This window comes from Haladaptatus sp. SPP-AMP-3, assembly GCF_049568665.1.
Taxonomy (GTDB): domain Archaea; phylum Halobacteriota; class Halobacteria; order Halobacteriales; family Haladaptataceae; genus Haladaptatus; species Haladaptatus paucihalophilus.
This window is the reverse complement of the sequence record NZ_CP145897.1, coordinates 1,972,316-1,994,383: the sequence shown is the minus strand read 5'-3', so window position 1 is coordinate 1,994,383 and position 22,068 is coordinate 1,972,316. Positions and strand designations below refer to the sequence as shown.

29 protein-coding genes are annotated in these 22,068 nt (G+C 62.7%); 16 read left to right on the top strand and 13 right to left on the bottom strand.

Annotated features, from left to right (window positions below; all coding sequences use genetic code 11):
* Nucleotides 1–91: 91 nt before the first annotated feature.
* The gene (locus tag V5735_RS11075) at nucleotides 92–1,369 is read right to left on the bottom strand and encodes a GTP-binding protein (protein ID WP_423743573.1); all 1,278 of its coding nucleotides are present in this window, start codon (nucleotides 1,367–1,369) and stop codon (nucleotides 92–94) included.
* 98 nt (nucleotides 1,370–1,467) lie between these two features.
* Between V5735_RS11075 and V5735_RS11070 the strand changes: the two genes are divergently transcribed.
* The 3 genes from V5735_RS11070 to V5735_RS11060 all read left to right on the top strand — a co-directional run bounded on the left by V5735_RS11070 (nucleotide 1,468) and on the right by V5735_RS11060 (nucleotide 4,612).
* The gene (locus tag V5735_RS11070; protein WP_007975999.1) at nucleotides 1,468–1,764 is read left to right on the top strand and encodes a hypothetical protein; all 297 of its coding nucleotides are present in this window, start codon (nucleotides 1,468–1,470) and stop codon (nucleotides 1,762–1,764) included.
* Between the two features lies 1 nt (nucleotide 1,765).
* Nucleotides 1,766–2,734, top strand: coding sequence for an ArsA family ATPase (locus tag V5735_RS11065; RefSeq protein ID WP_423743572.1), 969 nt, complete (start codon nucleotides 1,766–1,768; stop codon nucleotides 2,732–2,734).
* 129 nt (nucleotides 2,735–2,863) lie between these two features.
* Entirely contained in the window at nucleotides 2,864–4,612 is a 1,749-nt protein-coding gene (locus V5735_RS11060; RefSeq protein WP_423743571.1) for a carbon starvation CstA family protein, read from the top strand.
* Here V5735_RS11060 and V5735_RS11055 read toward each other — a convergent pair.
* Entirely contained in the window at nucleotides 4,609–5,214 is a 606-nt protein-coding gene (locus V5735_RS11055; RefSeq protein WP_423743570.1) for a hypothetical protein, read from the bottom strand. The two genes, V5735_RS11060 and V5735_RS11055, sit on opposite strands and share 4 nt — an antisense overlap.
* Nucleotides 5,215–5,319: 105 nt before the next feature.
* On the opposite strand from V5735_RS11055, the gene V5735_RS11050 reads away from it, so the two are divergent.
* The 4 genes from V5735_RS11050 to V5735_RS11035 all read left to right on the top strand — a co-directional run bounded on the left by V5735_RS11050 (nucleotide 5,320) and on the right by V5735_RS11035 (nucleotide 8,367).
* Complete coding sequence (locus tag V5735_RS11050) at nucleotides 5,320–6,042, top strand: class I SAM-dependent methyltransferase (RefSeq protein ID WP_423743569.1); 723 nt, start codon at nucleotides 5,320–5,322, stop codon at nucleotides 6,040–6,042.
* Between the two features lie 58 nt (nucleotides 6,043–6,100).
* Entirely contained in the window at nucleotides 6,101–6,325 is a 225-nt protein-coding gene (locus V5735_RS11045) for a hypothetical protein (RefSeq protein ID WP_423743568.1), read from the top strand.
* 106 nt (nucleotides 6,326–6,431) lie between these two features.
* A complete protein-coding gene (locus V5735_RS11040; RefSeq protein WP_423743567.1) occupies nucleotides 6,432–7,121 on the top strand; it encodes a DUF5828 family protein in 690 nt (229 codons plus the stop codon).
* Between the two features lie 58 nt (nucleotides 7,122–7,179).
* Entirely contained in the window at nucleotides 7,180–8,367 is a 1,188-nt protein-coding gene (locus tag V5735_RS11035; RefSeq protein WP_423743566.1) for an anion permease, read from the top strand.
* Between the two features lie 9 nt (nucleotides 8,368–8,376).
* Here V5735_RS11035 and V5735_RS11030 read toward each other — a convergent pair whose 3' ends face one another.
* Together V5735_RS11030 and V5735_RS11025 are read right to left on the bottom strand one after the other, a co-directional pair.
* Complete coding sequence (locus V5735_RS11030; RefSeq protein WP_423743565.1) at nucleotides 8,377–9,030, bottom strand: IMPACT family protein; 654 nt, start codon at nucleotides 9,028–9,030, stop codon at nucleotides 8,377–8,379.
* Nucleotides 9,031–9,098: 68 nt separating this feature from the next.
* Nucleotides 9,099–9,602, bottom strand: a complete 504-nt coding sequence (locus V5735_RS11025; RefSeq protein WP_423743564.1) for an ACT domain-containing protein — start codon at nucleotides 9,600–9,602, stop codon at nucleotides 9,099–9,101.
* Nucleotides 9,603–9,692: 90 nt separating this feature from the next.
* Between V5735_RS11025 and V5735_RS11020 the strand changes: the two genes are divergently transcribed.
* Entirely contained in the window at nucleotides 9,693–10,265 is a 573-nt protein-coding gene (locus tag V5735_RS11020) for a putative glycolipid-binding domain-containing protein (RefSeq protein ID WP_423743563.1), read from the top strand.
* Nucleotides 10,266–10,321: 56 nt separating this feature from the next.
* On the top strand, nucleotides 10,322–11,077 hold the full coding sequence (locus V5735_RS11015; RefSeq protein WP_423743562.1) for a class I SAM-dependent methyltransferase: 756 nt from the start codon (nucleotides 10,322–10,324) through the stop codon (nucleotides 11,075–11,077).
* A gap of 52 nt (nucleotides 11,078–11,129) precedes the next feature.
* On the opposite strand, the gene hisB is transcribed toward V5735_RS11015, so the two are convergent.
* Complete coding sequence (gene hisB, locus V5735_RS11010; RefSeq protein ID WP_423743561.1) at nucleotides 11,130–11,717, bottom strand: imidazoleglycerol-phosphate dehydratase HisB; 588 nt, start codon at nucleotides 11,715–11,717, stop codon at nucleotides 11,130–11,132.
* A gap of 123 nt (nucleotides 11,718–11,840) precedes the next feature.
* Between hisB and V5735_RS11005 the strand changes: the two genes are divergently transcribed.
* Nucleotides 11,841–12,020, top strand: a complete 180-nt coding sequence (locus V5735_RS11005) for a hypothetical protein (RefSeq protein WP_423743560.1) — start codon at nucleotides 11,841–11,843, stop codon at nucleotides 12,018–12,020.
* Here V5735_RS11005 and hisA read toward each other — a convergent pair.
* A complete protein-coding gene (hisA, locus tag V5735_RS11000) occupies nucleotides 12,017–12,739 on the bottom strand; it encodes a 1-(5-phosphoribosyl)-5-[(5-phosphoribosylamino)methylideneamino]imidazole-4-carboxamide isomerase (RefSeq protein ID WP_423743559.1) in 723 nt (240 codons plus the stop codon). The genes V5735_RS11005 and hisA overlap by 4 nt on opposite strands.
* 75 nt (nucleotides 12,740–12,814) lie before the next feature.
* Here hisA and V5735_RS10995 point away from each other — a divergent pair, with 75 nt between their 5' ends.
* Together V5735_RS10995 and fer are read left to right on the top strand one after the other, a co-directional pair.
* Nucleotides 12,815–14,002 (top strand): anion permease, encoded by a 1,188-nt coding sequence (locus V5735_RS10995; protein WP_423743558.1) that lies wholly within the window; start codon nucleotides 12,815–12,817, stop codon nucleotides 14,000–14,002.
* Nucleotides 14,003–14,102: 100 nt separating this feature from the next.
* Entirely contained in the window at nucleotides 14,103–14,492 is a 390-nt protein-coding gene (gene fer, locus V5735_RS10990; RefSeq protein WP_423743557.1) for a ferredoxin Fer, read from the top strand.
* 81 nt (nucleotides 14,493–14,573) lie between these two features.
* Here the strand turns inward: fer and V5735_RS10985 are convergent, their stop codons facing one another.
* A complete protein-coding gene (locus V5735_RS10985) occupies nucleotides 14,574–15,164 on the bottom strand; it encodes a DUF3238 domain-containing protein (RefSeq protein ID WP_423743556.1) in 591 nt (196 codons plus the stop codon).
* 104 nt (nucleotides 15,165–15,268) lie between these two features.
* On the opposite strand from V5735_RS10985, the gene V5735_RS10980 reads away from it, so the two are divergent.
* A complete protein-coding gene (locus V5735_RS10980; protein WP_423743555.1) occupies nucleotides 15,269–16,252 on the top strand; it encodes a prepilin peptidase in 984 nt (327 codons plus the stop codon).
* Between the two features lie 9 nt (nucleotides 16,253–16,261).
* On the opposite strand, the gene V5735_RS10975 is transcribed toward V5735_RS10980, so the two are convergent.
* Nucleotides 16,262–17,116: a universal stress protein gene (locus V5735_RS10975; protein ID WP_007975975.1), complete on the bottom strand. Its 855-nt coding sequence runs from the start codon at nucleotides 17,114–17,116 to the stop codon at nucleotides 16,262–16,264.
* A 46-nt stretch (nucleotides 17,117–17,162) separates the two neighbouring features.
* Between V5735_RS10975 and V5735_RS10970 the strand changes: the two genes are divergently transcribed.
* Complete coding sequence (locus V5735_RS10970) at nucleotides 17,163–17,366, top strand: hypothetical protein (RefSeq protein WP_423743554.1); 204 nt, start codon at nucleotides 17,163–17,165, stop codon at nucleotides 17,364–17,366.
* Between the two features lie 4 nt (nucleotides 17,367–17,370).
* Here V5735_RS10970 and V5735_RS10965 read toward each other — a convergent pair whose 3' ends face one another.
* The 3 genes from V5735_RS10965 to V5735_RS10955 form a co-directional block, all read right to left on the bottom strand.
* Nucleotides 17,371–17,961, bottom strand: a complete 591-nt coding sequence (locus V5735_RS10965; protein ID WP_069453153.1) for a DUF7090 family protein — start codon at nucleotides 17,959–17,961, stop codon at nucleotides 17,371–17,373.
* A 183-nt stretch (nucleotides 17,962–18,144) separates the two neighbouring features.
* Entirely contained in the window at nucleotides 18,145–18,336 is a 192-nt protein-coding gene (locus V5735_RS10960) for a hypothetical protein (RefSeq protein ID WP_423743553.1), read from the bottom strand.
* Between the two features lie 94 nt (nucleotides 18,337–18,430).
* On the bottom strand, nucleotides 18,431–18,871 hold the full coding sequence (locus tag V5735_RS10955; RefSeq protein WP_423743552.1) for a DUF2391 family protein: 441 nt from the start codon (nucleotides 18,869–18,871) through the stop codon (nucleotides 18,431–18,433).
* A gap of 77 nt (nucleotides 18,872–18,948) precedes the next feature.
* Here V5735_RS10955 and V5735_RS10950 point away from each other — a divergent pair, with 77 nt between their 5' ends.
* Nucleotides 18,949–19,629 carry a class I SAM-dependent methyltransferase gene (locus V5735_RS10950; protein WP_423743551.1) on the top strand — a complete coding sequence of 227 codons (681 nt, stop codon included), beginning with the start codon at nucleotides 18,949–18,951 and terminating at the stop codon, nucleotides 19,627–19,629.
* A gap of 126 nt (nucleotides 19,630–19,755) precedes the next feature.
* Nucleotides 19,756–20,673, top strand: a complete 918-nt coding sequence (gene mdh / locus V5735_RS10945; protein ID WP_423743550.1) for a malate dehydrogenase — start codon at nucleotides 19,756–19,758, stop codon at nucleotides 20,671–20,673.
* A gap of 109 nt (nucleotides 20,674–20,782) precedes the next feature.
* Here the strand turns inward: mdh and V5735_RS10940 are convergent, their stop codons facing one another.
* Entirely contained in the window at nucleotides 20,783–21,442 is a 660-nt protein-coding gene (locus tag V5735_RS10940) for a metallophosphoesterase family protein (RefSeq protein ID WP_423743549.1), read from the bottom strand.
* A gap of 25 nt (nucleotides 21,443–21,467) precedes the next feature.
* Nucleotides 21,468–22,043: an IMP cyclohydrolase gene (locus V5735_RS10935; protein WP_423743548.1), complete on the bottom strand. Its 576-nt coding sequence runs from the start codon at nucleotides 22,041–22,043 to the stop codon at nucleotides 21,468–21,470.
* Nucleotides 22,044–22,068 lie beyond the last annotated feature (25 nt).

Below are 22,068 nucleotides of genomic sequence, written 5' to 3'. Positions count from 1 at the left end.
TGCGATTCGTGCGCGGGAAGGGGCTATAAGCTAACGATACGAGCGAAGCCGCGGGACGCGGTGACAGGCCTCGCTGGGCACCGAAACGCGACTATTCACCGACTATCAACAGTTCACCCTCGTCTTCGGGAAACGGGTTGTCGAACGTATCCGAGTCCTCGTCCATCTCAGCGTCGGTCAGCACGCAGTCGTCGAGCGCGGCGGTGATGGCCGCCTCGTCCACGTCGCTTCCGATGAAGACGAGTTGCGTCCGGCGGTCACCCCACTCCTCGTCCCAGTAGGTCGCAGAACGGTTGCTCCGGTAGAGTTCCTGGTCGATTTCGGGAAGGCTGGCGATCCACGGCCCCGCGACTTCCACGCGGGCGGCGGCCCCGGCCTGTCCGTACTCCAGTTTCACGTCGTCCCGTCCGGCGACCCAGAACGTCCCCTTGGCGCGGACGATGCCGTTCGGGAGCGACTCGAAGAAGTCGTGAAGTCGCGCGGGATGAAGCGGTCGGATGCTTCGGTACGAGACCGACGAGATACCGTAGGCCTCCTGTGGATGACGGTGGTCGGGAAGGTCGTGGTCTTCGTGGGCGTGAGTTGCCTCGTGAGTCTCGTGCCCGTCGTGTTCGTCATGACCGTGCGCTTCGTCGTGGTCGTGTCCTTCGGCGTGGTCCATCGCCCGTTTCCATCCGGCGGAGTCGCTCACGTCGCCGAGGTCGAACAGTCCGCGGTCGAGGATGCGGTCGGGGGATACCCTACCGTGTTCGGTTCGAATCAGTTCCGCGCGGGGTTGCAGTGCTCGCAAGGTCGCCTCGATTTCGTCCAGACGGCCCGCGTCCACGAGGTCGCATTTGTTGAGCAACAGCACGTCACAGAACTCTATCTGTTCGATAACGAGGTCCGAGAGGGGGCGCGTGTCGCCGTCCTCGGTTTCCGTGCGCTCGACCGGCGCGCCGTCGGCGAAGAACTCGTCGAACTGCCGCGCGCTGACGACGGTGACGGTCGTATCGACGTCGTAGCGCGCCGCGACGCGGGATTCGGTCGTGAACAGTCGGGCGATGGGAGCGGGTTCGCTGATGCCCGAGGACTCCACGACGAGCGTGTCGAACTCCCACTCGCGCGCGAGGCGGGTGACTTCGGTTCGGAGGTCGTCCTGCAGTTCACAGCAGATACACCCGTTCGAGAGTTCCGCGACGCCCTCGTCGGCGACGAGTTCCGTCCCGCCCCGGAGGAGTTCGGCGTCGATGTTTATCTCACCCATGTCGTTGACGAGCACGGCGATGTCCCTGTCGTCGCTCTCGCGGAGGAGGTGGTTGAGCGTCGTCGTCTTGCCCGCGCCGAGGTTGCCGCTCAGAATCGTGACCGGAATGGACCCCTGATTCATTCGTTATCGTGGCACAGGCATTCCAGCGTGTTAAGTGGCCACAATCGAACCGGGGGCTGACCGCCCCGCTTAAATAGCGAGGACGTCACTGTGTGGGTATGTCTCTCGCGGACCAAATAGAGACGTTTCGTCGCTCCGTCGAGGAGTGGCTTCGGGGGCTCTATCACGGGATGATTTCGCATCCCGCGTACGAACTGATAGAGAAGGAGGCCGAGGATTTGGAGGACGAATTCATGCTCGCGTGCTTCCCCGACGTCTTCGGGGTTCCGAGTCCCGTTTCGTACTACACCGCCGAACTGCTCCCCTACCTGACCGACGAGTTCGAGGCGTGGGAGCGTCGGATGTGGGACCGCGAATCGCTCGTCGAACGCAAAGGCCAACAGTACCACTTCTAACATGCGAAAGTTCGTGTTTTTCGGCGGCAAAGGCGGTGTGGGAAAGACCACAGTTTCCAGCGCGTACAGCCTGAAATGCGCCCGTTCGGGGTTGAAGACGCTCGTCGTTTCGACCGACCCGGCACACAGCACGTCGGACGTGTTTGACCAGCAGTTCGACGACGACCCGCGGTCCGTGGACGGCATCGAGAACCTCTGGGCGATGGAGATAGACCCCGAAACGGAGGTCGAAAACCACCTGATGGAGATAAAACGCTCGCTGGGCGACCACGTGAGCGCGGGGTTGGTGAACGCCATCGACCGGCAGGTCGAGATGGCCCACCAGACACCCGGTGCCCACGAGTCGGCGCTGTTCGACCGGTTCATCGAGGTGATGCGGAACTCGGACGACTACGACCGCGTGGTTTTCGACACCTCGCCGACCGGCGGAACGCTCCGCCTCCTCTCGCTTCCCGAGTTCCTCGAAGGGTGGATAGACCGTCTGCTTCACAAACGACGGCGGAGCATCGACCTGTTCGAGAAGGCCGCCATCGGCGACCGGGAACCCCGCCGAGTGGCGGAGGGCGACCCCATCATCGCCCGACTGGAGGAGCGAAAGGAGAACTTCGAGTTCGCGGGCGAGGTGTTGCGAAACGACGCGGCGTTCTTCCTCGTCCTCAATCCCGACGAGCTGTCGATTCGAGAGACCGGCAGGGCGGTCGAGGAACTGACGGAATCCGGATTGCCCGTGTCGGGACTCGTCATCAATAAGGTGACGCCGGAACCGGACGAGGACGAGACGGGACGTGGCGCGACGTATCTCCGCGACCGCTGTCGGACCGAACGTGAACGAATCGAACACATCCGCGAGTCGTTCGACGAACCGGTGGTCGCGGTTATCGAATCGCGGGTGTCGGAAGTGAAAGGAACGCTGTTGGAAGAGGTCGCGGACGAACTGAACGTCGAGGTCGAAGCGGCGGCGGCCGAATAATCGAAATTTCACCTGTCAAAACCAACGATACATCGTTCCGAAAACGACGATTTGAGGCGTACCACACCGCCGAGAGTAAAGGAACACTTATTGTGCATCATCAATCCATTTGTTATGAGGCACAATACCATGGCGACTGCAATCATATGGCTAGTACTCGGCGTACTGGTACTTTTCAGCATAGGATATCTAACCTATTCACGATATCTCGCACAGTTCGTAGAATTGGATGACAGCCGGGAGACACCGGCGCACAAATACGAAGACGGGCAGGAATACGTGCCCGCGAAGAAGCCCGTGTTGTTAGGGCATCACTATTCCAGTATTGCAGGAGGCGCACCAATCGTCGGGCCGATAACGGCGGGCGTGATTTGGGGCTGGATTCCGGCGTTGTTGTGGATCGCCATCGGGAATCCGCTCCTCGGCGCGACCCACGACTTCATCGCGTTGTCGAGCAGTCTCCGTCACGAGGGGAAGTCCATCGGGTACATCATCGGGGAGTACGTCGGCGAGCGCGGCAAGAACATGTTGCTGTGGTTCGCGTTCCTGACCATCATCCTCGTCGTCGGCGTATTCGCGTTCGTCGTCGGCGTCGTGTTCGAGGCGTACCCGAGCGCCGCGACGGCGAGCATCCTGTACATCGCGCTGGCCGTCGTGTTCGGGGTGTACCTGTACCAACTCAACCTACCCTTCGGGCCGGGAACCGTCGTCTTCGTCATCGGCGTGTTCGCCAGCGTCTTCGTCGGGCAGGCGTACCCGATCGAACTCGCGGCGGAAACGTGGGTTCCCATCATTTTGGTGTACGCGTTCATCGCCAGCGTCCTGCCGGTGTGGACGCTCCTGCAACCGCGTGACTACCTGTCGTCGTTCCTGCTGTACGCGGGCGTCGGCGGCGCGCTGTTGGCGGTCATCGTCGGAACCGTCGGTGGCTGGCTCGGTATCGGCGCGATCACGCCGACGGAACCGCTCACCGTGAACATTTCCGGCTACAACGGATTCATGGGCGTCACCGACCAACCCCTCTTCCCGCTGTTGTTCATCACCATCGCGTGCGGGACCATCAGCGGCTTCCACTCGCTCGTCTCGTCCGGGACGACCTCGAAGCAACTCAACCGGGAATCGGACGCACGAGTCATCGGCTACGGTGGTATGCTCGGCGAGGGTCTTCTGGCAACGCTCGCACTCTCGACCGTCGCACTGGTCGGCTTCACCAAGGCTGGCGGCGGTGTCGGCCAGGCGCTCCCCAACTTCGCACAGGGCGGCGGCATCATGCTCACGAGCTTCGGTATCGACCCCAGCTTTGGCGGTCCGTTCATGGCGCTCGTCATGGTGAGTTTCCTCCTCACCTCGACCGACACGGCGCTTCGCCTCGGTCGCTACATGTTCGAAGAAATCGTCGGGACGCCCGAAACGCAAGTGCAGAGCGTCGCGTCGAACCGGTATTTCAACGCGTTCGTCCAGTGCGGAATTGCGTACGCGCTCGTCGCGTCCGGCACGTGGTCGGACCTCTGGCCGCTGTTCGGCGGCGCGAACCAACTGCTCGCGGCGCTGGCGCTGCTGACCGCGACGGTCTGGCTGGCGAACTGGAACAAGAGCAAGCAGCTCATCAGCACGGGCGTCCCGATGGCGCTGATGACGTTCGTCACCATCCTCGGCCTGCTGTACCTCGCGCTGTATCAGAATATCTGGGAGAAGTTCGTCAAGGGTGGGGATATGGCGCTCGGAAGCGCACTGTCCGCGGGGGTACAGACGGTAATCGCCTTGGTACTCATCGCCCTCGCGCTCTCGCTGGTTCGTATCGGATACGAAAATATCACGTCGGCGCGGCGCGAACCGGGTGGCACACCGGTGACGGACGGCGGTGAATCGGACGACTAAGGTTTGAGTCGTCGCACGACGCGGTGTAGCAATCCCGATTTTTCGGACACCAACGGTCGCCAGAGAGCGAACGCCTTTCCGACGTCGGCGTTCTCGCTGGCGACGAGCGTTTCGTTCTCCGGGGAGACGACGGCGAGGTTGACCTCGTACTGACCGTGCAGTCCGTATTTGAGGAGCGTTCGGTCGCTGAAATCGGAGACGAACTCGTCCACTTCGGCCGGAACGTCGGGGGCGATGACGACGAAGGTGAACGTCGTTCCGAAGTGTTCCTCGTCGGCCTCTATCCAGTCGTCGGCGAGTTCGTGGCCGAGGTCGACGAGGGCTTCGAGGTCGCTGACGCGGACCGAATCCGCGCGCCGGACGAACAGGTGTTCCTCGGCGCTGTGGTTGGCGTAGTTGATGGAGCGGTGGAGAAACTGCTTCTGCGTCTCTATCAACAGCCGTCCGTAGAGCGTGAACGATTCGCCGCGGGTGGCGTACTCCTTTTCGAGGTCGTAGTTGACGAAGAGTCGGTCGCTCACCCGGTCTACGTACTCGTCGTCCCAGTCCGGGACGGGGTTCGATTGTCGTTCCGAGTCGTGAGACTCGATACCGCTATCCATACTGATTCGGTTGTGAGCGAGCGATAAATATCCGTTGTTGGGACGGGAGTCGGTACCGAGCCTCGTTATCATCTTATTACATTTGAAACACTGTGACAGAGTGTGATGGAGACGGACCCACTCGGTCGAGCGATACTCGACTACCAGCGCGGCGGACTGCGCGGTGACTGCGTGTACCGGGACGGCGCGGAGACGCGGGACGGAAATGTCGAAGGGCACTACTTCACCTCACGGGAGGACTGGCGTGACGAGTGGCGAACCCTCCTCGCGTCGCTCGAACCACCCATCGTCGATATCGGCTGTGGCTCGGGACAGCACGCCGAGTTTCTCCAAGAGCGAGGCGAAGTCGTCGCCATCGACGTGAGTCCGGGCGCAGTCGAAGCCACCCGTAACCGCGGCGTCGAGGACGTTCGCGTGATGGACATGTTCGAGATGGATTTCCGGCCGGACGGGTTCCGTTCCGCCCTCCTGAGCGGGACCCAACTCGGGCTCGCACACTCCCTCGCCGGGGTACGTCGACTCCTCTCGGAACTCGCTCGAATTACGGACGAGGAGGGCGTCGCCGTCGTCGACAACTACGACCCGACGGACCTCGCTCCGGACGACCTGCTCGGCTACAGGTCCGATCCGCGCCGGGGAATCGCCCACCGAACGTTTCACTTCGAGTACGACCGGGACGGCGAACGGGAGGTCGGACGAACCCTCCACTTCGTCCTCTTTTCGCCCGAGCGACTGCGGGACGTAACCGTCGGAACGCCGTGGCGCGTCGCCGAGGTGCAACCGAGGGAGGGATTCTACAAAGCCGTCCTTCGAAAGGGAACACGGTGAGAGCGGGGGCTAGTATTTCAGGGTAACACATAACATGGATGCGTCCGTACGCCGTAACATGGGTGGCAAACGGACGGAAGCGTGTGGTCGATGCGGTCTTTCGACCGTCGTCGACGCGACCGGTGACGGTGAGACGCGCGACATCTACGGCGACGACCGAATCGAGGTGTCCGAGGACGAGATGCGGTCGGTGAGCGGACACGTCGAACTGCTCGGGCGCGCGAAAGACCGACTGAACGCGTTCGCGGAGCGGGTAACGTACGGAAACATCGGAGACGAATAATTCTACGCTCGAAACGGTAACCCCGAGAAAAGGCGCATGAGAGCCGCTGTCACGGATATTAGCGATAAAAGATAAAACCCTGTGGAACTTACGAGCGAGTAATCGAATGGAAGAGAGCATCTCTGGCTTCAAACTTCGAGGTAGCTGGGGAGATATCGTCGAGCACGGAGAGCGCATCACGCAAGCGCTCCGTGAGGCGAACGTGTCGGGCAACGCGTTCGAGGAGTGGGACGAATGGCGGCCGAAATCGCACGAACGGCTCGGCGAAGACGTGGCCGAGAAGACCGCGGAACAGGCCCACGTCAGCGAAGGGAAAGGCGAGCAGGCGGGCGAATCCCCCGACGACGACCTCCGAACAGCGGGCGAAAAACTGACCGAATCGTACGAGAAACTGGAAGAAGACGACACCGAAGGCGCCGTAGACAGGTGGCAGGACTCGGTGAACTACGTCGCTCGGGCCGCCGACTCGGCGGGGCGGAAGGCCATCAGGAAGGTCGAGGACACGGTGTATCAGAAGGTGATGACGCAACTCGCGCCGTACTACTTCGACAACGAACTCGTTAGTGCCAACATCCAGCAGACGAGTCGGATGGAGGACGGCGAGGAGGGGTTCATCTTCGAAGTGAACGTCAACGACGACGAGTTGAAAGGAGAAGTGTCGGAGTCGCTCACGTCCTACGAGGACGAAATAGACCGCTGGCACGTCGAGACGGAGAAGGAAACCGAGACGGTCGAAGCGGCAGAAGGCGTGGAACCGCCGAAACGGAGCGGCGGTCCGCGCGCCGACAGGACGTGACCAGTCGGTTGCTTTCGAGTCGGTACACTATTGGCGTGAGACGGTATACCGGATAGATATGGCTGGAGGGTTGCTGACGGTGATTATCGCCGGGGTCGCGAGTCTGTTCATGGCGTGGGCCATCGGCGCGGGGTCGAGTGGGTCAACTCCGTTCGCCCCAGCCGTGGGTGCGAACGCCCTCTCGGTGATGCGTGCGGGGTTTCTCGTGGGCATTCTCGGATTTTTAGGGGCGGCGCTCCAAGGCGCGAACGTCTCGCAAGCGGTGGGACGGGAGCTGATTCACGGCGTCCAACTGTCGCCCCTCGCCGCGACCACGGGACTCCTCACGGCGGCGATACTGGTGGCAATCGGCGTGTTCACGGGGTATCCCATCGCCACGGCGTTCACCGTAACGGGGGCCATCGTCGGCGTCGGGTTGGCGCTCGGTGGAACCCCCGCGTGGCCGAAATATCAGCAGATAGTGTCCCTCTGGATACTCACACCGTTCGTGGGCGGCGGCATCGCCTACGCGACCGCTCGCGTGCTCCGGCGCGACGACGTGGCGGAGGAAACCTCGATTCCACTTCTCGGCGCGCTCGTCGGCCTCATCATCGCCAACGTCGGGTTCGTCTTCCTCGGGCCGCCCCATCAAAGCGCCTCCATCGCACAGAGCGTCGGCAGGCATCTGTCGCTTCCCGCCGTCGCCGGTCTCGACCTCGGCGTCGTCGTCACCTCGCTCGTCCTGGCCGGTCTGGTCGGCGTCGCGCTCAGGCGGGAACTCGTCGCCGACATGAGCCGCGGTCAGCGTCGGTTTCTGCTCGCGCTCGGCGGACTCGTGGCGTTCTCGGCCGGTGGGAGTCAGGTCGGTCTCGCAATCGGGCCGCTGCTCCCGCTGTTGGACCCCTATTCGATACCCGTGGTTCCGGTGCTCGTCGGCGGCGGCCTCGGCCTGCTCGCCGGGTCGTGGACGGGTGCACCGCGGATGATAAAGGCGCTCGCACAGGACTACTCGGCGCTCGGACCGCGCCGGTCCATCGCCGCGCTCATCCCGGCATTCGCCATCGCACAGAGCGCCGTCTTCTTCGGCATCCCCGTCTCGTTCAACGAAATCATCGTGAGCACCATCATCGGCAGCGGCTACGCCGCGAGCGGTGGCGGCGTCAGCGGCAAAAAGATGATTTACACCGTCCTCGCGTGGGTGCTCTCGTTGGCGCTCGCGCTCGGCGTCGGATACGGCGTCTTCACCGCCGTCCAAGCGGTTTTCTGAACGCGCGGCTCATCCGTCTTCGATATCGGCCCGGCCGCTTGTCGCGCTCCGAAGTCGGTCGCACAGCGCGTCGGTTTCCTCGACCGGTACGCGAACCGAAAAGCCGACGGTTTCGCCGTAGTCGGCGTCGAACTCGACACCTTCGCTCTCCAGAATCCCCCTGACGGTCCCCGAGTCGTCGTATTCGACGGCGATGGCGAGTCGTCGGTGCGGCCGTTCCTCGACGACGCCCGCCTCGTCCACCGCTTCCTTGACCGCGCGGGAGTACGCCCGGACGAGGCCGCCGACCCCGAGGTTCGTTCCGCCGTAGTACCGCGTGACGACGGCGACGGCGTTCTCGATGTCGCGCTGCTGGAGGACGTTCAGCGCGGGTTTCCCCGCGCTGCTCGTCGGTTCGCCGTCGTCGCTCGACCATTCTCGGACGAACCCGCCGACGTCGGGGTTTCCGGCGTCCGCGGCGTCCGGGACGGTTCGACCGCTCTGCACGCGGTAGGCGGGCACGTTGTGGGTCGCATCCTCGTGCAGGTCCTCGATTTCGGCGATAAACGACTCGGCCGCGTCGACGCTCTCCGCGGGCGCGACGTACCCGATGAACTCCGAACCGCGAACTTCGAACGCCGACTCGCCCCGACCGGCCACGGTTCGATACGTCGTGCCACCCATCGCTCGGGAGTTCGACGGGCAGCACCGAAAAGGCGCGGATTCGCCGCGACGGGAGAACGAGGGGAGATTCAACTGATTTGGATACGGTGAACGAACTCCAAGTTCTTCAGTTCGTTGAGCACGTCGCCCGGTACGTCCTCGTCCGTAACGAGGTAGAGCCGCGGGTCGTCGGTGAACTCCGGGTCCTCGCTGATGGTTTGGCGGATGGAGATGTCGTTGTCCGCCAACAGCGACGTGACGGTCGCCACGATGCCCGGAACGTCCGCGTCCCGCACTTCGACGGTTAGAACGGACAGGTCGAGGACAGGGGCCAAATCCATCAGGCTCGGAATCGAGGAGATGTTCTGGAAGATGCGACGCAGTTCCTCGTCCTTCAGAATCGCGTCCGTGGTCGAATCGACCACCCGCCGGTCCACACCTATTTCGCGGGCGATCTGCGTATTGGGAATCTCGATGCTCCCGGAGACGACGCGTCCCTCGTCGCTGACCGAGAACCCGCGTTCGAGGAGGAGTCTGATGACCTGTTGTTGGCTCGGACTGCCCTCGAACTTCTGCATAATTCTGTCGAACATCTTTGTCGGATAGACGTGCCCGACGGTTTAGTCCTGTTGGGGTTCGGTCGAGGCAGGAGGGTTCATGCGGTCGGCCTTCGACGGAACACCATGGAACGACACGTCGTTTGGGAACCGGTAGATGCCGTCGGAAGCGAGCACCTCACGGTCGAGTTCGGGAAGGAACTCGGCGCCGACGGAACGGTGGTCGGAATCGCGGAAAACGAAGGGACGGCAGTGCCATTCCGGGTTCGCTATCGCGTGGCGTGTGACGGAACGGGGACGGTTCGGCGAGTCGAAATCGACCCACTCGACGTCGGCGACGGAATAAAACTCGAACACGACGGGGACGGCAACTGGACGGAAAACGGGGTTCCCGCGGCAGACCTCGCGGGATGCCGAGACGTGGATATCTCGGTCACGCCGCTCACGAACACGGTTCCGATTCGCCGACTCGATTTTGCGTCCGGGGAGACGGCGAGGATTTCCGTCGTGTACCTCGACGTCCCCGCGATGACGACGACGGCGGTCGAACAGCGATACACCTGCCTCGAACCGCTGGATTCCGACGGCGGTGTGTTCCGATACGAGAGTTTGGAGAGCGGATTCACCGCGGACCTCCCCGTCGATTCCGACGGCGTGGTACTGGACTATCCGGGCGTGTTTCGGCGGGTTGACATTTAGGTGAGAAGGTGAACATATCCGAAAACAATTCTGACACGAATAGAGTAACGACGGATATGAACGATGTCAACCGATTTTCGGACGAGTTAGCGGCCTTTTACGATGCGTCTCACGAATACGGTGGTGTCGGCGACAAATCATTCTATCTCGACGCGGCGATGGGCGCGGACGGACCGGTACTTGAAGGTGCTTGCGGGGCGGGACGGCTCTACCTCGAACTTCTTCGCCGAGGTGTCGATGCTGACGGGTTCGACATCTCACCCGCGATGCTTGACATCCTCCGCGAAAAGGCTACCGTTGAGGACGTAGAGCCGACGGTTTGGGAAGCCGACCTACGGTCTATCGGCGCTGACCGAACCTACTCACTGGCGATGGTCCCGTACAATTCGTTCTGTAATCTTCGCGGAGTCAACGACCAACTCGCGGCGCTCGAAGCCCTTTACGGCGTCCTCGATTCCGGCGGCCGCCTCCTGTTCGACGTGTACGTTCCGCGGTACGACACCATCGCCGAATCGTTCGGCGAGTGGCAGGAGGTTCGGGAAGTGGACTACGAAGGGACGCAACTCAGAGGACGTTCCCGAGCGACCATCGCGGACCAAGTGAAGCAGACGTATCGTACGGAACAGGAGTTGGTGGACTCGGACGGAAAAGTCCTGAGCCGCGACGAGTTCGTCCTCTCACATCTCCCCCCACAACAGATAGAGTTGCTCGCACGCCACTCCCCGTTCGACCGATGGTCGGTTTCGGGTGGATTCGACGGAGAACCGCTCGCGGACGGGGACAGCGTTCAGGTCTGGGAATTAGTAAAATAGATAGGAGAGGGTTCGACAGTCGATGGAACGACGTGTCGAATTTCGACTATCGTTACAAACTCTCTTTCGTGCTCGCCACGTCGCTTCGCCGGTCGTCGATTCGCGTCGCGTCGTCCAGCGCCCGCGCGGTGGCCTTGAACAGCGCCTCGATTTCGTGGTGGGCGTTCTCGCCGACCACGCCCGCGTGAAGCGTCAGTCCGGCGTTCATCGTCAGCGAGCGGAGGAAGTGTTTCGCCATGTGGCTGGTCATGTCGCCGACGCGCTCCTGTGAGAACTCGCCGTCGAAGCGGAAGAGGGGGCGGCCGCTCACGTCCACCACGATGTCGCCGACGGCCTCGTCCAGCGGCACCTTTCGGTCGGCGAATCGGTGGATGGCCCGGCGGTCGCCGAGGGCCTCGTCGAACGCCTCGCCGAGGGTGATGGCCACGTCCTCGACGGTGTGGTGGTCGTCGATGTGCAGGTCGCCGTCGGCCCTGACCGTCAGGTCGAACAGGCCGTGGCGGGCGAAACTGTCCAGCATGTGATCGAAAAATCCGATACCCGTCTCGACGGTGGACTCGCCGTCGCCGTCCACGTCGAGCGTCACCTCGATGGTCGTCTCCGCCGTCTCGCGCGTCACGGCGGCGGTGCGGTCGCTCATATCGGGGTAATTCGGCCGGAGCTACAAGGTGGTTCCGTTCGGGGAGCTACAGGGTGGTTCCGGTCGGGAAGCTAGACAGGTGTCTGACGCAGTTATATTTACCCCGCGCTCTAAAGAGAACATGTGTTAAAACGAGATATGCTCAGCGTCCTGTTGGTCGCCATCGGGGTCCTCCTCTCCGGGACGGCACCCGGTCTCGTCATCGGCGCGCCCATGGCCGCTCTCGGGGCCTACGCCATCGTAGACCCCCGACTCGGCGATACGCCGGACGTGCTCGGTCACCTCGCCGGACAGACCCGCTAATCGAGCGCGTCCACTGCCTCCGACAGCGAGAACGCGCCCTGATAGAGCGCACTCCCGACGACCACGGCGCTCGCGCCCGCATCCCGGAGCGTCCGAACGTCGTCCACGGACGCGACACCGCCGCTCGCCACGACCGGTATTTGGACTGCCTCGGCGACTCGCCGAACGGGACCCGTCTGAACACCTTCCATCCGACCCTCCACGTCGACGTCGGTGAACAGGATAGCGCCAGCGCCTAGTTCCTCGTATCTGGCCGCGGCCTCGGCCGGGTCGAGTCCGGTCGATTCCGTCCACCCCGAGACGAGGACGTCGCCGTCTTTTGCGTCGAGACTCACCATAACCGAGCCGGGGTATTCCTCGCTGATTTCGGCGACGATATCCGGATTTTCTATCGCGGCGGTGCCGAGGATAACGCGGTCGATACCGCGCGACAGGAGGTCGGTGGCATCGGTGGCGGTGCGAATGCCGCCGCCGAGTTGCACCTCGACGTCGACCGCCTCCAAAATCGATTCGACGGCGGCCGCGTTCTTTCGCTCGCCGTCGAACGCGCCGTCCAAATCGACGAGGTGGAGGGTTTCCGCGCCACCCTCGACCCATTTTTCCGCGGCGTCCACGGGGTCGCCGTAGGTCGTTTCCGTGCCTTTCTCGCCCTGAACGAGCTGAACGACTTCGCCATCCTGCATATCCACCGCCGGGACGACTTCGAACGTCGGGAACATACTCTGCTTTAGGCGGGGTGGTGTCTAAACCCAACGAGTCGGTACCGTTTAAGACGTTCAGACGAATGTACGTGTATGGTCGCGATTTTGCTCCTCGTCGGTCTGGCCGTGGCAGTATTTGTCGGTTTCAATATCGGCGGTTCTTCGACCGGCGTCGCGTTCGGTCCCGCGGTCGGGAGTAACACCGTCTCCAAACTCGGTGCGGCCGGGTTGATGACGGCCTTTGCGCTCCTCGGCGGGTGGACGGTCGGTCGGAACGTTATCAAAACGATGGGCGGGGAGATCGTCCCGAGTTCGCAGTTCACGCTCGCCGCCAGCGTCGGCGTCCTCTTTTTCGTCGGATTAGCGCTGCTCATCTCGAACCTGTTCGGCGTGCCCGCCTCCACCTCGATGACGGCCGTCGGCGCAATCGCGGGACTCGGGGTGGCAACGGGAACCCTCGATGAAGCGGTCATGTTTCGAATCGTCTCGGCGTGGCTCCTCGCGCCCATCACCGCCTTCTGGATTTGTGCCGTCGTCGGACGGTATCTCTACCCGTATCTCGACGTGTGGTTCCATCTCGAACAGTCGGAAGGGCCGCTGTTCGAGTTTGATCGCGTCGGTTCGGTGCCGTACCCGACCGTCTCCGCGAACGCGTCGGCGAAAGAAGTCTTGGTCACCCTTCTCGTCGTCGGTATCGGCTGTTACATGGCCTTCTCGGCGGGTGCGTCGAACGTCGCCAACGCGGTCGCGCCGCTCGTCGGAAGCGACGTGATTACGGGAAGCGAAGGCGTCCTGCTCGCGGGCGTCGCTATCGCACTCGGGGCGTTCACCATCGCCCGCCGAACGCTCGATACCGTCGGAAACGACCTGACGGACCTGCCCCTGTTGGCGGCGCTCATCGTCGAGGTCGTCAGCGCGAGTCTCATCACGTTCCTCTCCGCGCTCGGTATCCCCGCCAGTCTCGCGGTGAGTGCGACGATGTGCATCGTCGGACTCGGATGGGGACGGGCGACGCGAACCGTTCGAATCTCCGATGCGGCCGCCGCCGCGGTCCGCGGCGACGACGGGGAAAAGCACTCGGAAATGGCGGTTAACGTCCTCCCGGAGGAACAAGAGGAAGTGGCGAAAATCGGCGAGGAAGAGCCACAGACCTTGAAAGCGAGGGACCTATTCGACCCGTCCACGACCGGCCGCGTCATCGTTCTCTGGATTCTGACGCCCTCTATCTCCGCCGTGGCGTCGTATCTCCTGTTCGCCTTCGTCCCGCTTTCACCCGCCTAACGACGCTACTCTCGGTCAGCAGGCCGAATCGTTCCCGATTTATCACTATAGGCGGACGAAACAACAACTACTAACCATCCTCCGGACGAAGCCCCGAGTGATGCCTACCGTAGAATACCTCAACTACGAAGTGCTGGACGATCAGGGCTGGGATATTGACGACGACGACCTGTTCGAGAAGGCCGAAGACGCCGGTTTCGACAGCGAAGACTACGGCTCGCTCGATGTCAACGAAGGCGAATACATCCTCGAATCCGCCGAGGCACAGGGCTACGACTGGCCCTTCTCGTGCCGCGCGGGTGCCTGCGCGAACTGCGCCGCCATCGTCAAGGAAGGCGAAATCGACATGGACATGCAGCAGATCCTCAGCGACGAGGAAGTGGACGAGAAGAACGTCCGCCTCACCTGCATCGGTAGCGCGGCGACGGACGAGGTTAAAATCGTCTACAACGCCAAGCACCTCGACTACCTGCAGAACCGCGTTATATAAGCGAGTCTGGGGTTTTAGGGGTTTTCTACACGCCGAAAAGCGGCGCGTTCGCCGATCTATCCTCGCGAAAGAGCCAGTCGCTCAGAGGCTTCGCTCGAACTCGTAGTCCATCGGCCCGGCCAACGCGAGCGGTTCGTCGCCGGTTTCACGGAAGTCGTGACGGTACAGCGGCCGGAAGTCGCCGAAATCCGTCTGGACGTAAAACTCGAAACACGGGAAACCGTCGTGGCGGCCGCGGATATCCACCGTTCCGTCGCGCCACACGGTGGCTTCGAGGTGGTAGTCAACCGGGTCCGCGTGCGGCGACAGCGGGTTGCTCGCGCTCGCGTGCATGTCGAAGTCGACGTATTCGTCGTGCCAGAGCGGATCGGTACAGACGATACCGTCCCGCGATGCTTTGCCGCGACGACGGTCCACGGTTCCGTCGGGATGTGTGATTCGTTCGACCGACGTACCGGTGTCGGCGTAGGAGACGAGACTGTCGTCCGTGAAATCGACGACCGCTTCCTGTTCGACGCGACAGCGACCGGTGTTGACGGCGTGGGGCGTAAACTCGCGGGCATCGCCCTTGTATTCGAGCGTTCCGTCTCCGTCGAGGGGACGCGAAATCCACGCTGACGGGATGAAGGTAGCGCCTCGTATCTTCACGAGGGCGACTTCCTGCGTACTCATATCTTCTGTGAAGACATAGGTTCAAAATAAAATTTATGTAAAACTTCCAATTTCCACCACATATATCGCAACAGCTAAAACATCTCACCGAGGGCTACCGGTTGGTGCATACTTCGATTCCCGACCTCCTCCGACTGCTTGCCCTGCCCGTCTTCGGATGGGCCGCGTGGCGTGACGTGAAGACTCGGCGAGTACCAAACAAGACGTGGTATCCGCTGGCGGCGCTCGCCGTCGTTCTGCTCGTTTGGGACGGCGTGACCGCGATGGGGGCACCGCCGCTGCAGCGCAAGTTGTTCCTCTTTCACGTCGCGGTGAGTCTCGGGTTCGTCGCGCCGCTCGTCATCGCCTTCTGGTGGTTCCGGGCGTTCGGCGGCGCGGACGCGAAGGCGTTTCTCGTCATCGCCCTCCTGTTCCCGTCCTATCCGACCTATCACCTCGGGGAGTGGGCGTTACCGATGCAGGGTACCGTTCTGGGCGTGTTCTCGCTGACGATTCTGACCAACACGGTCCTGCTCGGTGCGCTCTATCCCGCCGCACTGTTGGTGCGGAACCTCCTCGCCGGGCGGATTTCGTCGGTGATGTTCGTCGGCCGAGTCATCGACTGGGACGCCGTTCCGTTGGCCCACGGGCGACTGCTCGAAACTCCCGACGGGGTGGCCCGCAACGGCGTGGATTTGGACGCGCTTCGGATGTATTTCCGGTGGCGAGGGACGACGCTGGCCGAACTTCGAGAGCGAGCAACCGACCTTCGCGACCCGGAAAGCCTGCCCGAAGCGCCGAACCCGCCGACGGACGGGATGGTGACGGACGGCGGGGCGGTCGTCGAACAACGGTCGGCGACGGAATCGACGGGGTACGAGGACCCGTGGGGGGCCGCACAGTTCCTCGACAGCATCGACCACGGTGCCTACGGGACGACGCCGACACAACTCCGCGAGGGACTGGACGTGCTGGTGACGAAAGACGAAGTGTGGGTGTCGCCGGGAATTCCGTTCATCGTTCCGATGTTCCTCGGGATGCTCATCGCGGTCGGGTACGGCGACCTGCTGTCGGGGGCGCTGTCGGTCCTCGGACTGGCGACCATCTGATTGCCACGCTCACAGCGTTTCCCGAACGAATCGCGTGAGCCGCGGTCGAATTCCGACCTCTCGACGAGTGATGATGACGGTCGTATCCGCGCGCCGTCCGACCGCTTGTGGGACCGACCCGACGAGTTGTCGTCGGAGCATCCCCTGTCGGGTCGAACCGAGGACTGTGATGTCGTGGTCGGACGCTCGCTCAACGACGGTTTCGGTGACGGAGCCGCTTCGGACCTCCTGTTCGACGGTCGCGGGAGCAACGCGAGCCGCGATGCTGGCGAGCAGCCGTTCGGTGGTGGCGTCGTCCTCACCCACCCGAAGTAGGTTGATTTCGGAATCGTTCGCCAGCGCAATCGCGCGGGCGACGTCCGCCGCGAGTTCCGCGTGGGGACCCTCGGCGACGGGGACGAGAATGGTGTCCGCCGTCTCCGCCGGGCCGATCTTCTCCACGAGAACGTCGCACGGTGCGCGCGCCACGATGCGGTCGATGTTGCTTCCGAGGACGATTTCGCTCGGGTGTTCGCGCGCCTGCCACCCGACGACGAGGGCGTCACAGTCGAACTCGACGACGGCGTTCGTGAGCGCGCGGGCGACGTCGTACGAGACGAGCAACTGCCCGCTCACGGGAACTGCTCCCTGTGCGGTTTCGACAACTCGGTCGAGGATTTCCTGTTCTTCGCCGCCGAACTCGCGGATTATCACCTCGTCGGTGTAGAGTGCGAAGGGCGACTGGCGCTCGGTCACGAGAACCCGCAAGACGAGGACGTCACCGTCCCGTTCGCGTGCGATATCGACCGCGGTTCGGGTCAACTGGGCGGCGTTCTCGGGGTCGGCCACCGCCACAGCGATACGATAGTCACTCGTTCCCCCCATTTTCGGGAAGTACGGCGTCGGTCAGCAAAAGCGTTGGCTCCCCGTAGTGTTTTCGTCGCGCGGGTCGGGTCGGGAAGTATGGACCCCATACACGAGGGCAGTCGGCGGACTCGTCGGGTCAGCGGTCGGCGCGTTGTTCATCGGCGTCGGCTACGCCGGGATAACGGTCGGCATCGCCGCCGCTATCGAGAAGGGCACCGTTTCGGGTGGAAACGGTACACCTTCGGCGGGCGTCGCTGAAACCGACTGATGTTTCAGTCCAGTTTCGAGAAATCGGTATCGACGTTGCCGTCCCGGTCCAAGTCTACCACGGCGTCGAACAGACCGAGGAATCGCTCTATCTGCACTTCGTCGTGAACCCCCTTCGAGAGGTGGAACAGTCCGACCGCATCGTGTTCTTCGAGCAGTTCGAGCACCTGCTCGACGGTGTTGTACACCCGCTGTTCGTCCGCGTAGTAAGCCATCTCGGTGATGGAGTCGAAGCTGATGCGGCGTTTGCCGTCGGTCTTCGTCAGAAACTGCTCGGTAACCGAGAGGATGCCTTCGAGGTCGTCAGGGGCGGAGACGTAGTGAACGTCGTTCGTGCTTCGGCGGGAGTAGCCGCGTTCGATGCTCAACGTGTCGAGGATGTCGGCCTTGTTCTCGTCTACGTCGTAGTGGTCGAGTTTCTGTTTTACCTCGCGGGCCGTCGTCCGTGTCGAAATGACGAGGAAGCGGTCGGTGTCCGTTTTCAAAAAGTCGGTGTCGATTCGGTCGGTTTCTCCCGTGCTCGGATGTAAAAGGAGGACGCCGGTGCCGCCCGGTATCGAATTCGGCGTGTTCTCTATATCGAGTTGGTAATCCATATCATCCGGTAACTAGCGGAAGCGACTTAAAATATACGGGAATGCGGGTCGGAACACCGCGTTAGCACCGAACACGTCCGAGGGAGACGCGGCCGTTCTACCGGCCGGGACGAACCGTTTAGTCACGACCATTCAGAGATGAACGTTGATACTACCGACGTACTATCCGTACGTTGAACTATCTCAAAGGAACGACTGGATAGTTCGGCCCTTGTACGAAACCACCACGAACGCAACGCCAGCGAAGGCGGTCAACCCGCCGAACAGCAGGGAGTCCAGCGGGCCGAGCGACATGAAGGCGCCGAAAACCAACAGCAACAATCCGCCGATAGCGAGGCGCAGCCGTGCTTCGAACGATAATCGTGATTTTGCCATCGAAGGATATGCTACCATCCTACATTGATGATATTATTTATTAATACAATTATGTCATAAGCGGTCGCGGTTTGCTTCCGAACGAGGGGGTCCGTCAGAACACGCTGTCGGCGGTGGCCGCGCCGACGACGCTGAAGACGGACCCCACGCTGACGGCCTTGACCGTCGTGAAGAGCGCCTGCCCGGACGTGTGGCCGTCGAACAGACCGTCGTGAAGGAACGTCTCCGGCGCGGCGAACACCACGGCGAGGATGGCGACGGAACCGAAGGAGACCACCATCAACGAGATGAAGCGGGTCGGGACTCCGGCCACGTCCGCCTCGCGGTCGGGGTCGCGCTCGTGGTCCGCCTTGTAGAGCGCGCCGTACCCGATTCCGAAGACGATACAGACCGTCGCAAGCGCGTGGACGGTGGACATGTTTCCAGCGATGTCCCAGACCTCCTGCGTGACGACGAACGGGCCAGCGAGGAGGAAGCCGCCGAGCACCTGCTGGGCCGTATCGGCGAGGGCGAATCGTTTTCTCGAACCGACCATATCCCCGAGAAGGGGTCGAGAAATAAAGCCCTGTGCGTTCCGAACGGGTTTTGTCGGGGACGGCCGTTCCATCGTGCATGAGCGTCCGCGAGGAGTTCGACGACTGGGCGGCGGATGGCCGCGACAAGGGAATGGAAGAGCGACACTGGCACACGGCGAAACACGTGCTCGCCCGGATGCCGGTCGAAGACGGCGACACGGTTCTCGATTTGGGATGCGGAAGCGGATACGCCGGACGTGCCGTGCGCGATACGAAGGGAGCGGGACGGGTGTACGGACTCGACGGTTCGCCCGAGATGGCGCGCAACGCGCAGAACTACACCGACGACTCGAACGTTTCGTACCTCGTCGGCGACTTCGACCACCTGCCGTTCGCCGACGACAGCATCGACCACGTGTTCACGATGGAAGCGTTCTACTACGCGAACGACCCCCACGAGACGCTTCGGGAGGTGCGGCGGATACTTCGCCCCGGCGGCACGTTCTTCTGCGCCGTGAACTACTACGAGGAGAACGTCCACTCCCACGCGTGGCAGGACTCTATTTCGGTCGAGATGACGCGCTGGAGCCGCGAGGAGTACCGTGACGCGTTCCGCGAGGCGGGGTTGTACGTCGCCGAACAGAACCACGTACCGGACCGCGAAACGGAGATACCCGCGGAAGACGCGTTTCCGACGGATAGCTGGGAGACGCGCGAGGCGATGGTCGAACGCTACCGCGAGTTCGGCACCCTGCTGACCGTCGGCGTCGCGCCGTAACCCCTTCGTTTCGGGTGGAACGAACCGGCAAACTGTCGAACAAAGGTCACGGATGAAGCGGCAATCCGGGAGAGAGCACAGGCTTCCGGAGGATTTAACCAAATAGCAGGGCGTCTTTTAGGTGACATGGTGAAAGTAAGCGTAGTCGGTGCGGCAGGCACTGTCGGGGCCGCCGCAGGCTACAACATCGCACTGCGTGATGTGGCTGACGAACTCGTTTTCGTGGACATACCGGACATGGAAGACAAGACGGTCGGGCAGGCCGCCGACGTGAACCACGGGGCCGCCTACGACTCGAACACGGTCGTCCGACAGGGCACCTACGAGGACACCGCCGGGTCCGACGTCGTCGTCATCACCGCCGGAATCCCGCGCCAGCCGGGACAGACGCGTATCGACCTCGCGGGCGACAACGCGCCCATCATGGAGGACATCGGCTCCTCCATCGCCGAGCACAACGACGATGACTTCGTGACGATCACAACGTCGAACCCCGTCGACCTCCTGAACCGCCACCTGTACGAGACGGGTGACCGCGCACGGGAGAAAGTTATCGGCTTCGGTGGCCGCCTCGACAGCGCCCGGTTCCGCTACGTGCTGAGCCAGCGCTTCGACGCGCCGGTCCAGAACGTCGAAGCGACCATCATGGGCGAGCACGGCGACGCGCAGGTTCCGGTCTTCTCCAAGGTCCGCATCGACGGCGCGGACCCCGAGTTCTCGGACGACGAGAAGGACGAAATCCTCGGCGAACTCAAAGAGAGCGCGATGAACGTCATCGAGAAGAAGGGCGCGACCCAGTGGGGTCCGGCAACGGGCGTCGGCCACATGGTCGAGGCCGTCATCCGCGACACGGGCGAAGTGCTCCCCGGCTCCATCAAACTCGAAGGCGAGTACGGCCACGAAGGCGTCGCGCTCGGCGTCCCCGTCAAACTCGGCGCGAACGGCGTCGAAGAAGTCGTCGAGTGGGACCTCACCGAGTTCGAGCGCGAACAGCTCGGCGAAGCGGCGGACAAACTCGCAGAGCAGTACGAGAAGATAGAGTAAGCGCGTTTCCGAGCGATTTCTAGTTTCAAACGATTTTTTCGACGCGACGGTCGTAGCGAGCCGAGGGTATCGTCGGAGGCGAGCCGAGGGTCGAAACGTCTCTCCGGCCCTACCGCCCCTTCACCAATCGCGCGCCGATTTTGTCCGGCAGTCCCGCCTCCCGTACCGCCTCCTGCACCGCTTCGATGTCGTACTCCACGCGTCGCTCCTCGACGCTCATATCGTCGAGGTCGAGAATCGCGTAGGCGGCGCGAGGGTCGCCGTCCCTCGGTTGGCCGACGCTTCCGGGGTTCATCACGAGGCCCTCGTCGTACGCTTCGTGGTGTTGGACGTGCGTGTGACCCATGACGAGGACGTCCTCGTTACCCAGCAGGTCGGCGTCGAACTCATCGGGGTAGGTGTAGTGGTCGGGGTCGTCGGGGTGACCGTGGACGATTTTGACCCGGTCATCGCACGCGAGACGCGAATCCGGGCGGTGAGAGAGCCAGTCGATTTGGACGTCGTTGAGTTCGTCGCGGGCGTGCTCGACGCCCGCGGCCGCCATGCTGTTGAATCGGAAGGCGGTGCCGGTGACGACCGCCCGGTCGTGATTTCCCATCACGCTCGCCGAAACGCGGTCGCGGAGACCGCCGACGCACTCGCTCGGCCACGGGTTGTAGCCGACCACATCGCCCGCACAGAGGAGTTCCTCGACGGGCGGCATGTCGTCGAGAACGGCATCGAGCGCGACGCGGTTCGAGTGAACGTCCGAGATGATACCGACTTTCATATCGGTCGATACGTTCGGGAAAGCCTTAATTCCCGTTCTCGACCGCGAGGGAGAAGTCGTTTTCGTCGTTTCGAGCGACGCCGACGCCGCAGACGGGGTGTTCGAAATCGAGGTCGTAGGCCGCACTCGCCGCGGTTTCGGCGACCGCGGCATCGAAGTCGAAGGCCTCGGGCGTGTCCTTCTCGTAGGTCGCCACGAGCGTCGGTTCCGTGACCTCCGTCACGAGCAGGGCGTCGCGGCGGACGATGCCGATGTAGGATTTCTCGCCGACGGTGCCCGCGATTCTCGGCGTGTCGTAGTCGTCCTTTTCGTAGTCGAGCGCGAGAAGACACTCCGCGAGGGCGTCACGCGCGGGGTATCCGAGTTCTATCTTCTCGGCGATGGAGTCCACTTGCGAGCCGTTGCCGATGACCGCCGTGTCGCCGACGACGCGGGCGCAGTTGTAGGCGATGTAAGGGTTGTCCGTCTCCGGTGCGTCCTCGGTCGGGCCGACGGTGACGGTCTCACCGTGAGCGGCCGCTTTTCGGTTGGGGAACGATCGCGAGGAAACTCGGTAGGCGCCGACGTCTGGACCGACGACGATGAAGCGTCCGATGTACATACACAAACATGCGTAATTGGGACTG

What these genes read in the sequence shown, in the direction of transcription:
- V5735_RS11075 (WP_423743573.1), bottom strand. Translation starts at nt 1,369, where the DNA reads ATGAATCAGGGGTCCATTCCGGTCACGATTCTGAGCGGCAACCTCGGC.
- V5735_RS11070 (WP_007975999.1), top strand. Translation starts at nt 1,468, where the DNA reads ATGTCTCTCGCGGACCAAATAGAGACGTTTCGTCGCTCCGTCGAGGAG.
- V5735_RS11065 (WP_423743572.1), top strand. Translation starts at nt 1,766, where the DNA reads ATGCGAAAGTTCGTGTTTTTCGGCGGCAAAGGCGGTGTGGGAAAGACC.
- V5735_RS11060 (WP_423743571.1), top strand. Translation starts at nt 2,864, where the DNA reads ATGGCGACTGCAATCATATGGCTAGTACTCGGCGTACTGGTACTTTTC.
- V5735_RS11055 (WP_423743570.1), bottom strand. Translation starts at nt 5,214, where the DNA reads ATGGATAGCGGTATCGAGTCTCACGACTCGGAACGACAATCGAACCCC.
- V5735_RS11050 (WP_423743569.1), top strand. Translation starts at nt 5,320, where the DNA reads ATGGAGACGGACCCACTCGGTCGAGCGATACTCGACTACCAGCGCGGC.
- V5735_RS11045 (WP_423743568.1), top strand. Translation starts at nt 6,101, where the DNA reads ATGGGTGGCAAACGGACGGAAGCGTGTGGTCGATGCGGTCTTTCGACC.
- V5735_RS11040 (WP_423743567.1), top strand. Translation starts at nt 6,432, where the DNA reads ATGGAAGAGAGCATCTCTGGCTTCAAACTTCGAGGTAGCTGGGGAGAT.
- V5735_RS11035 (WP_423743566.1), top strand. Translation starts at nt 7,180, where the DNA reads ATGGCTGGAGGGTTGCTGACGGTGATTATCGCCGGGGTCGCGAGTCTG.
- V5735_RS11030 (WP_423743565.1), bottom strand. Translation starts at nt 9,030, where the DNA reads ATGGGTGGCACGACGTATCGAACCGTGGCCGGTCGGGGCGAGTCGGCG.
- V5735_RS11025 (WP_423743564.1), bottom strand. Translation starts at nt 9,602, where the DNA reads ATGTTCGACAGAATTATGCAGAAGTTCGAGGGCAGTCCGAGCCAACAA.
- V5735_RS11020 (WP_423743563.1), top strand. Translation starts at nt 9,693, where the DNA reads ATGGAACGACACGTCGTTTGGGAACCGGTAGATGCCGTCGGAAGCGAG.
- V5735_RS11015 (WP_423743562.1), top strand. Translation starts at nt 10,322, where the DNA reads ATGAACGATGTCAACCGATTTTCGGACGAGTTAGCGGCCTTTTACGAT.
- hisB (WP_423743561.1), bottom strand. Translation starts at nt 11,717, where the DNA reads ATGAGCGACCGCACCGCCGCCGTGACGCGCGAGACGGCGGAGACGACC.
- hisA (WP_423743559.1), bottom strand. Translation starts at nt 12,739, where the DNA reads ATGTTCCCGACGTTCGAAGTCGTCCCGGCGGTGGATATGCAGGATGGC.
- V5735_RS10995 (WP_423743558.1), top strand. Translation starts at nt 12,815, where the DNA reads ATGGTCGCGATTTTGCTCCTCGTCGGTCTGGCCGTGGCAGTATTTGTC.
- fer (WP_423743557.1), top strand. Translation starts at nt 14,103, where the DNA reads ATGCCTACCGTAGAATACCTCAACTACGAAGTGCTGGACGATCAGGGC.
- V5735_RS10985 (WP_423743556.1), bottom strand. Translation starts at nt 15,164, where the DNA reads ATGAGTACGCAGGAAGTCGCCCTCGTGAAGATACGAGGCGCTACCTTC.
- V5735_RS10975 (WP_007975975.1), bottom strand. Translation starts at nt 17,116, where the DNA reads ATGGGGGGAACGAGTGACTATCGTATCGCTGTGGCGGTGGCCGACCCC.
- V5735_RS10965 (WP_069453153.1), bottom strand. Translation starts at nt 17,961, where the DNA reads ATGGATTACCAACTCGATATAGAGAACACGCCGAATTCGATACCGGGC.
- V5735_RS10960 (WP_423743553.1), bottom strand. Translation starts at nt 18,336, where the DNA reads ATGGCAAAATCACGATTATCGTTCGAAGCACGGCTGCGCCTCGCTATC.
- V5735_RS10955 (WP_423743552.1), bottom strand. Translation starts at nt 18,871, where the DNA reads ATGGTCGGTTCGAGAAAACGATTCGCCCTCGCCGATACGGCCCAGCAG.
- V5735_RS10950 (WP_423743551.1), top strand. Translation starts at nt 18,949, where the DNA reads ATGAGCGTCCGCGAGGAGTTCGACGACTGGGCGGCGGATGGCCGCGAC.
- mdh (WP_423743550.1), top strand. Translation starts at nt 19,756, where the DNA reads ATGGTGAAAGTAAGCGTAGTCGGTGCGGCAGGCACTGTCGGGGCCGCC.
- V5735_RS10940 (WP_423743549.1), bottom strand. Translation starts at nt 21,442, where the DNA reads ATGAAAGTCGGTATCATCTCGGACGTTCACTCGAACCGCGTCGCGCTC.
- V5735_RS10935 (WP_423743548.1), bottom strand. Translation starts at nt 22,043, where the DNA reads ATGTACATCGGACGCTTCATCGTCGTCGGTCCAGACGTCGGCGCCTAC.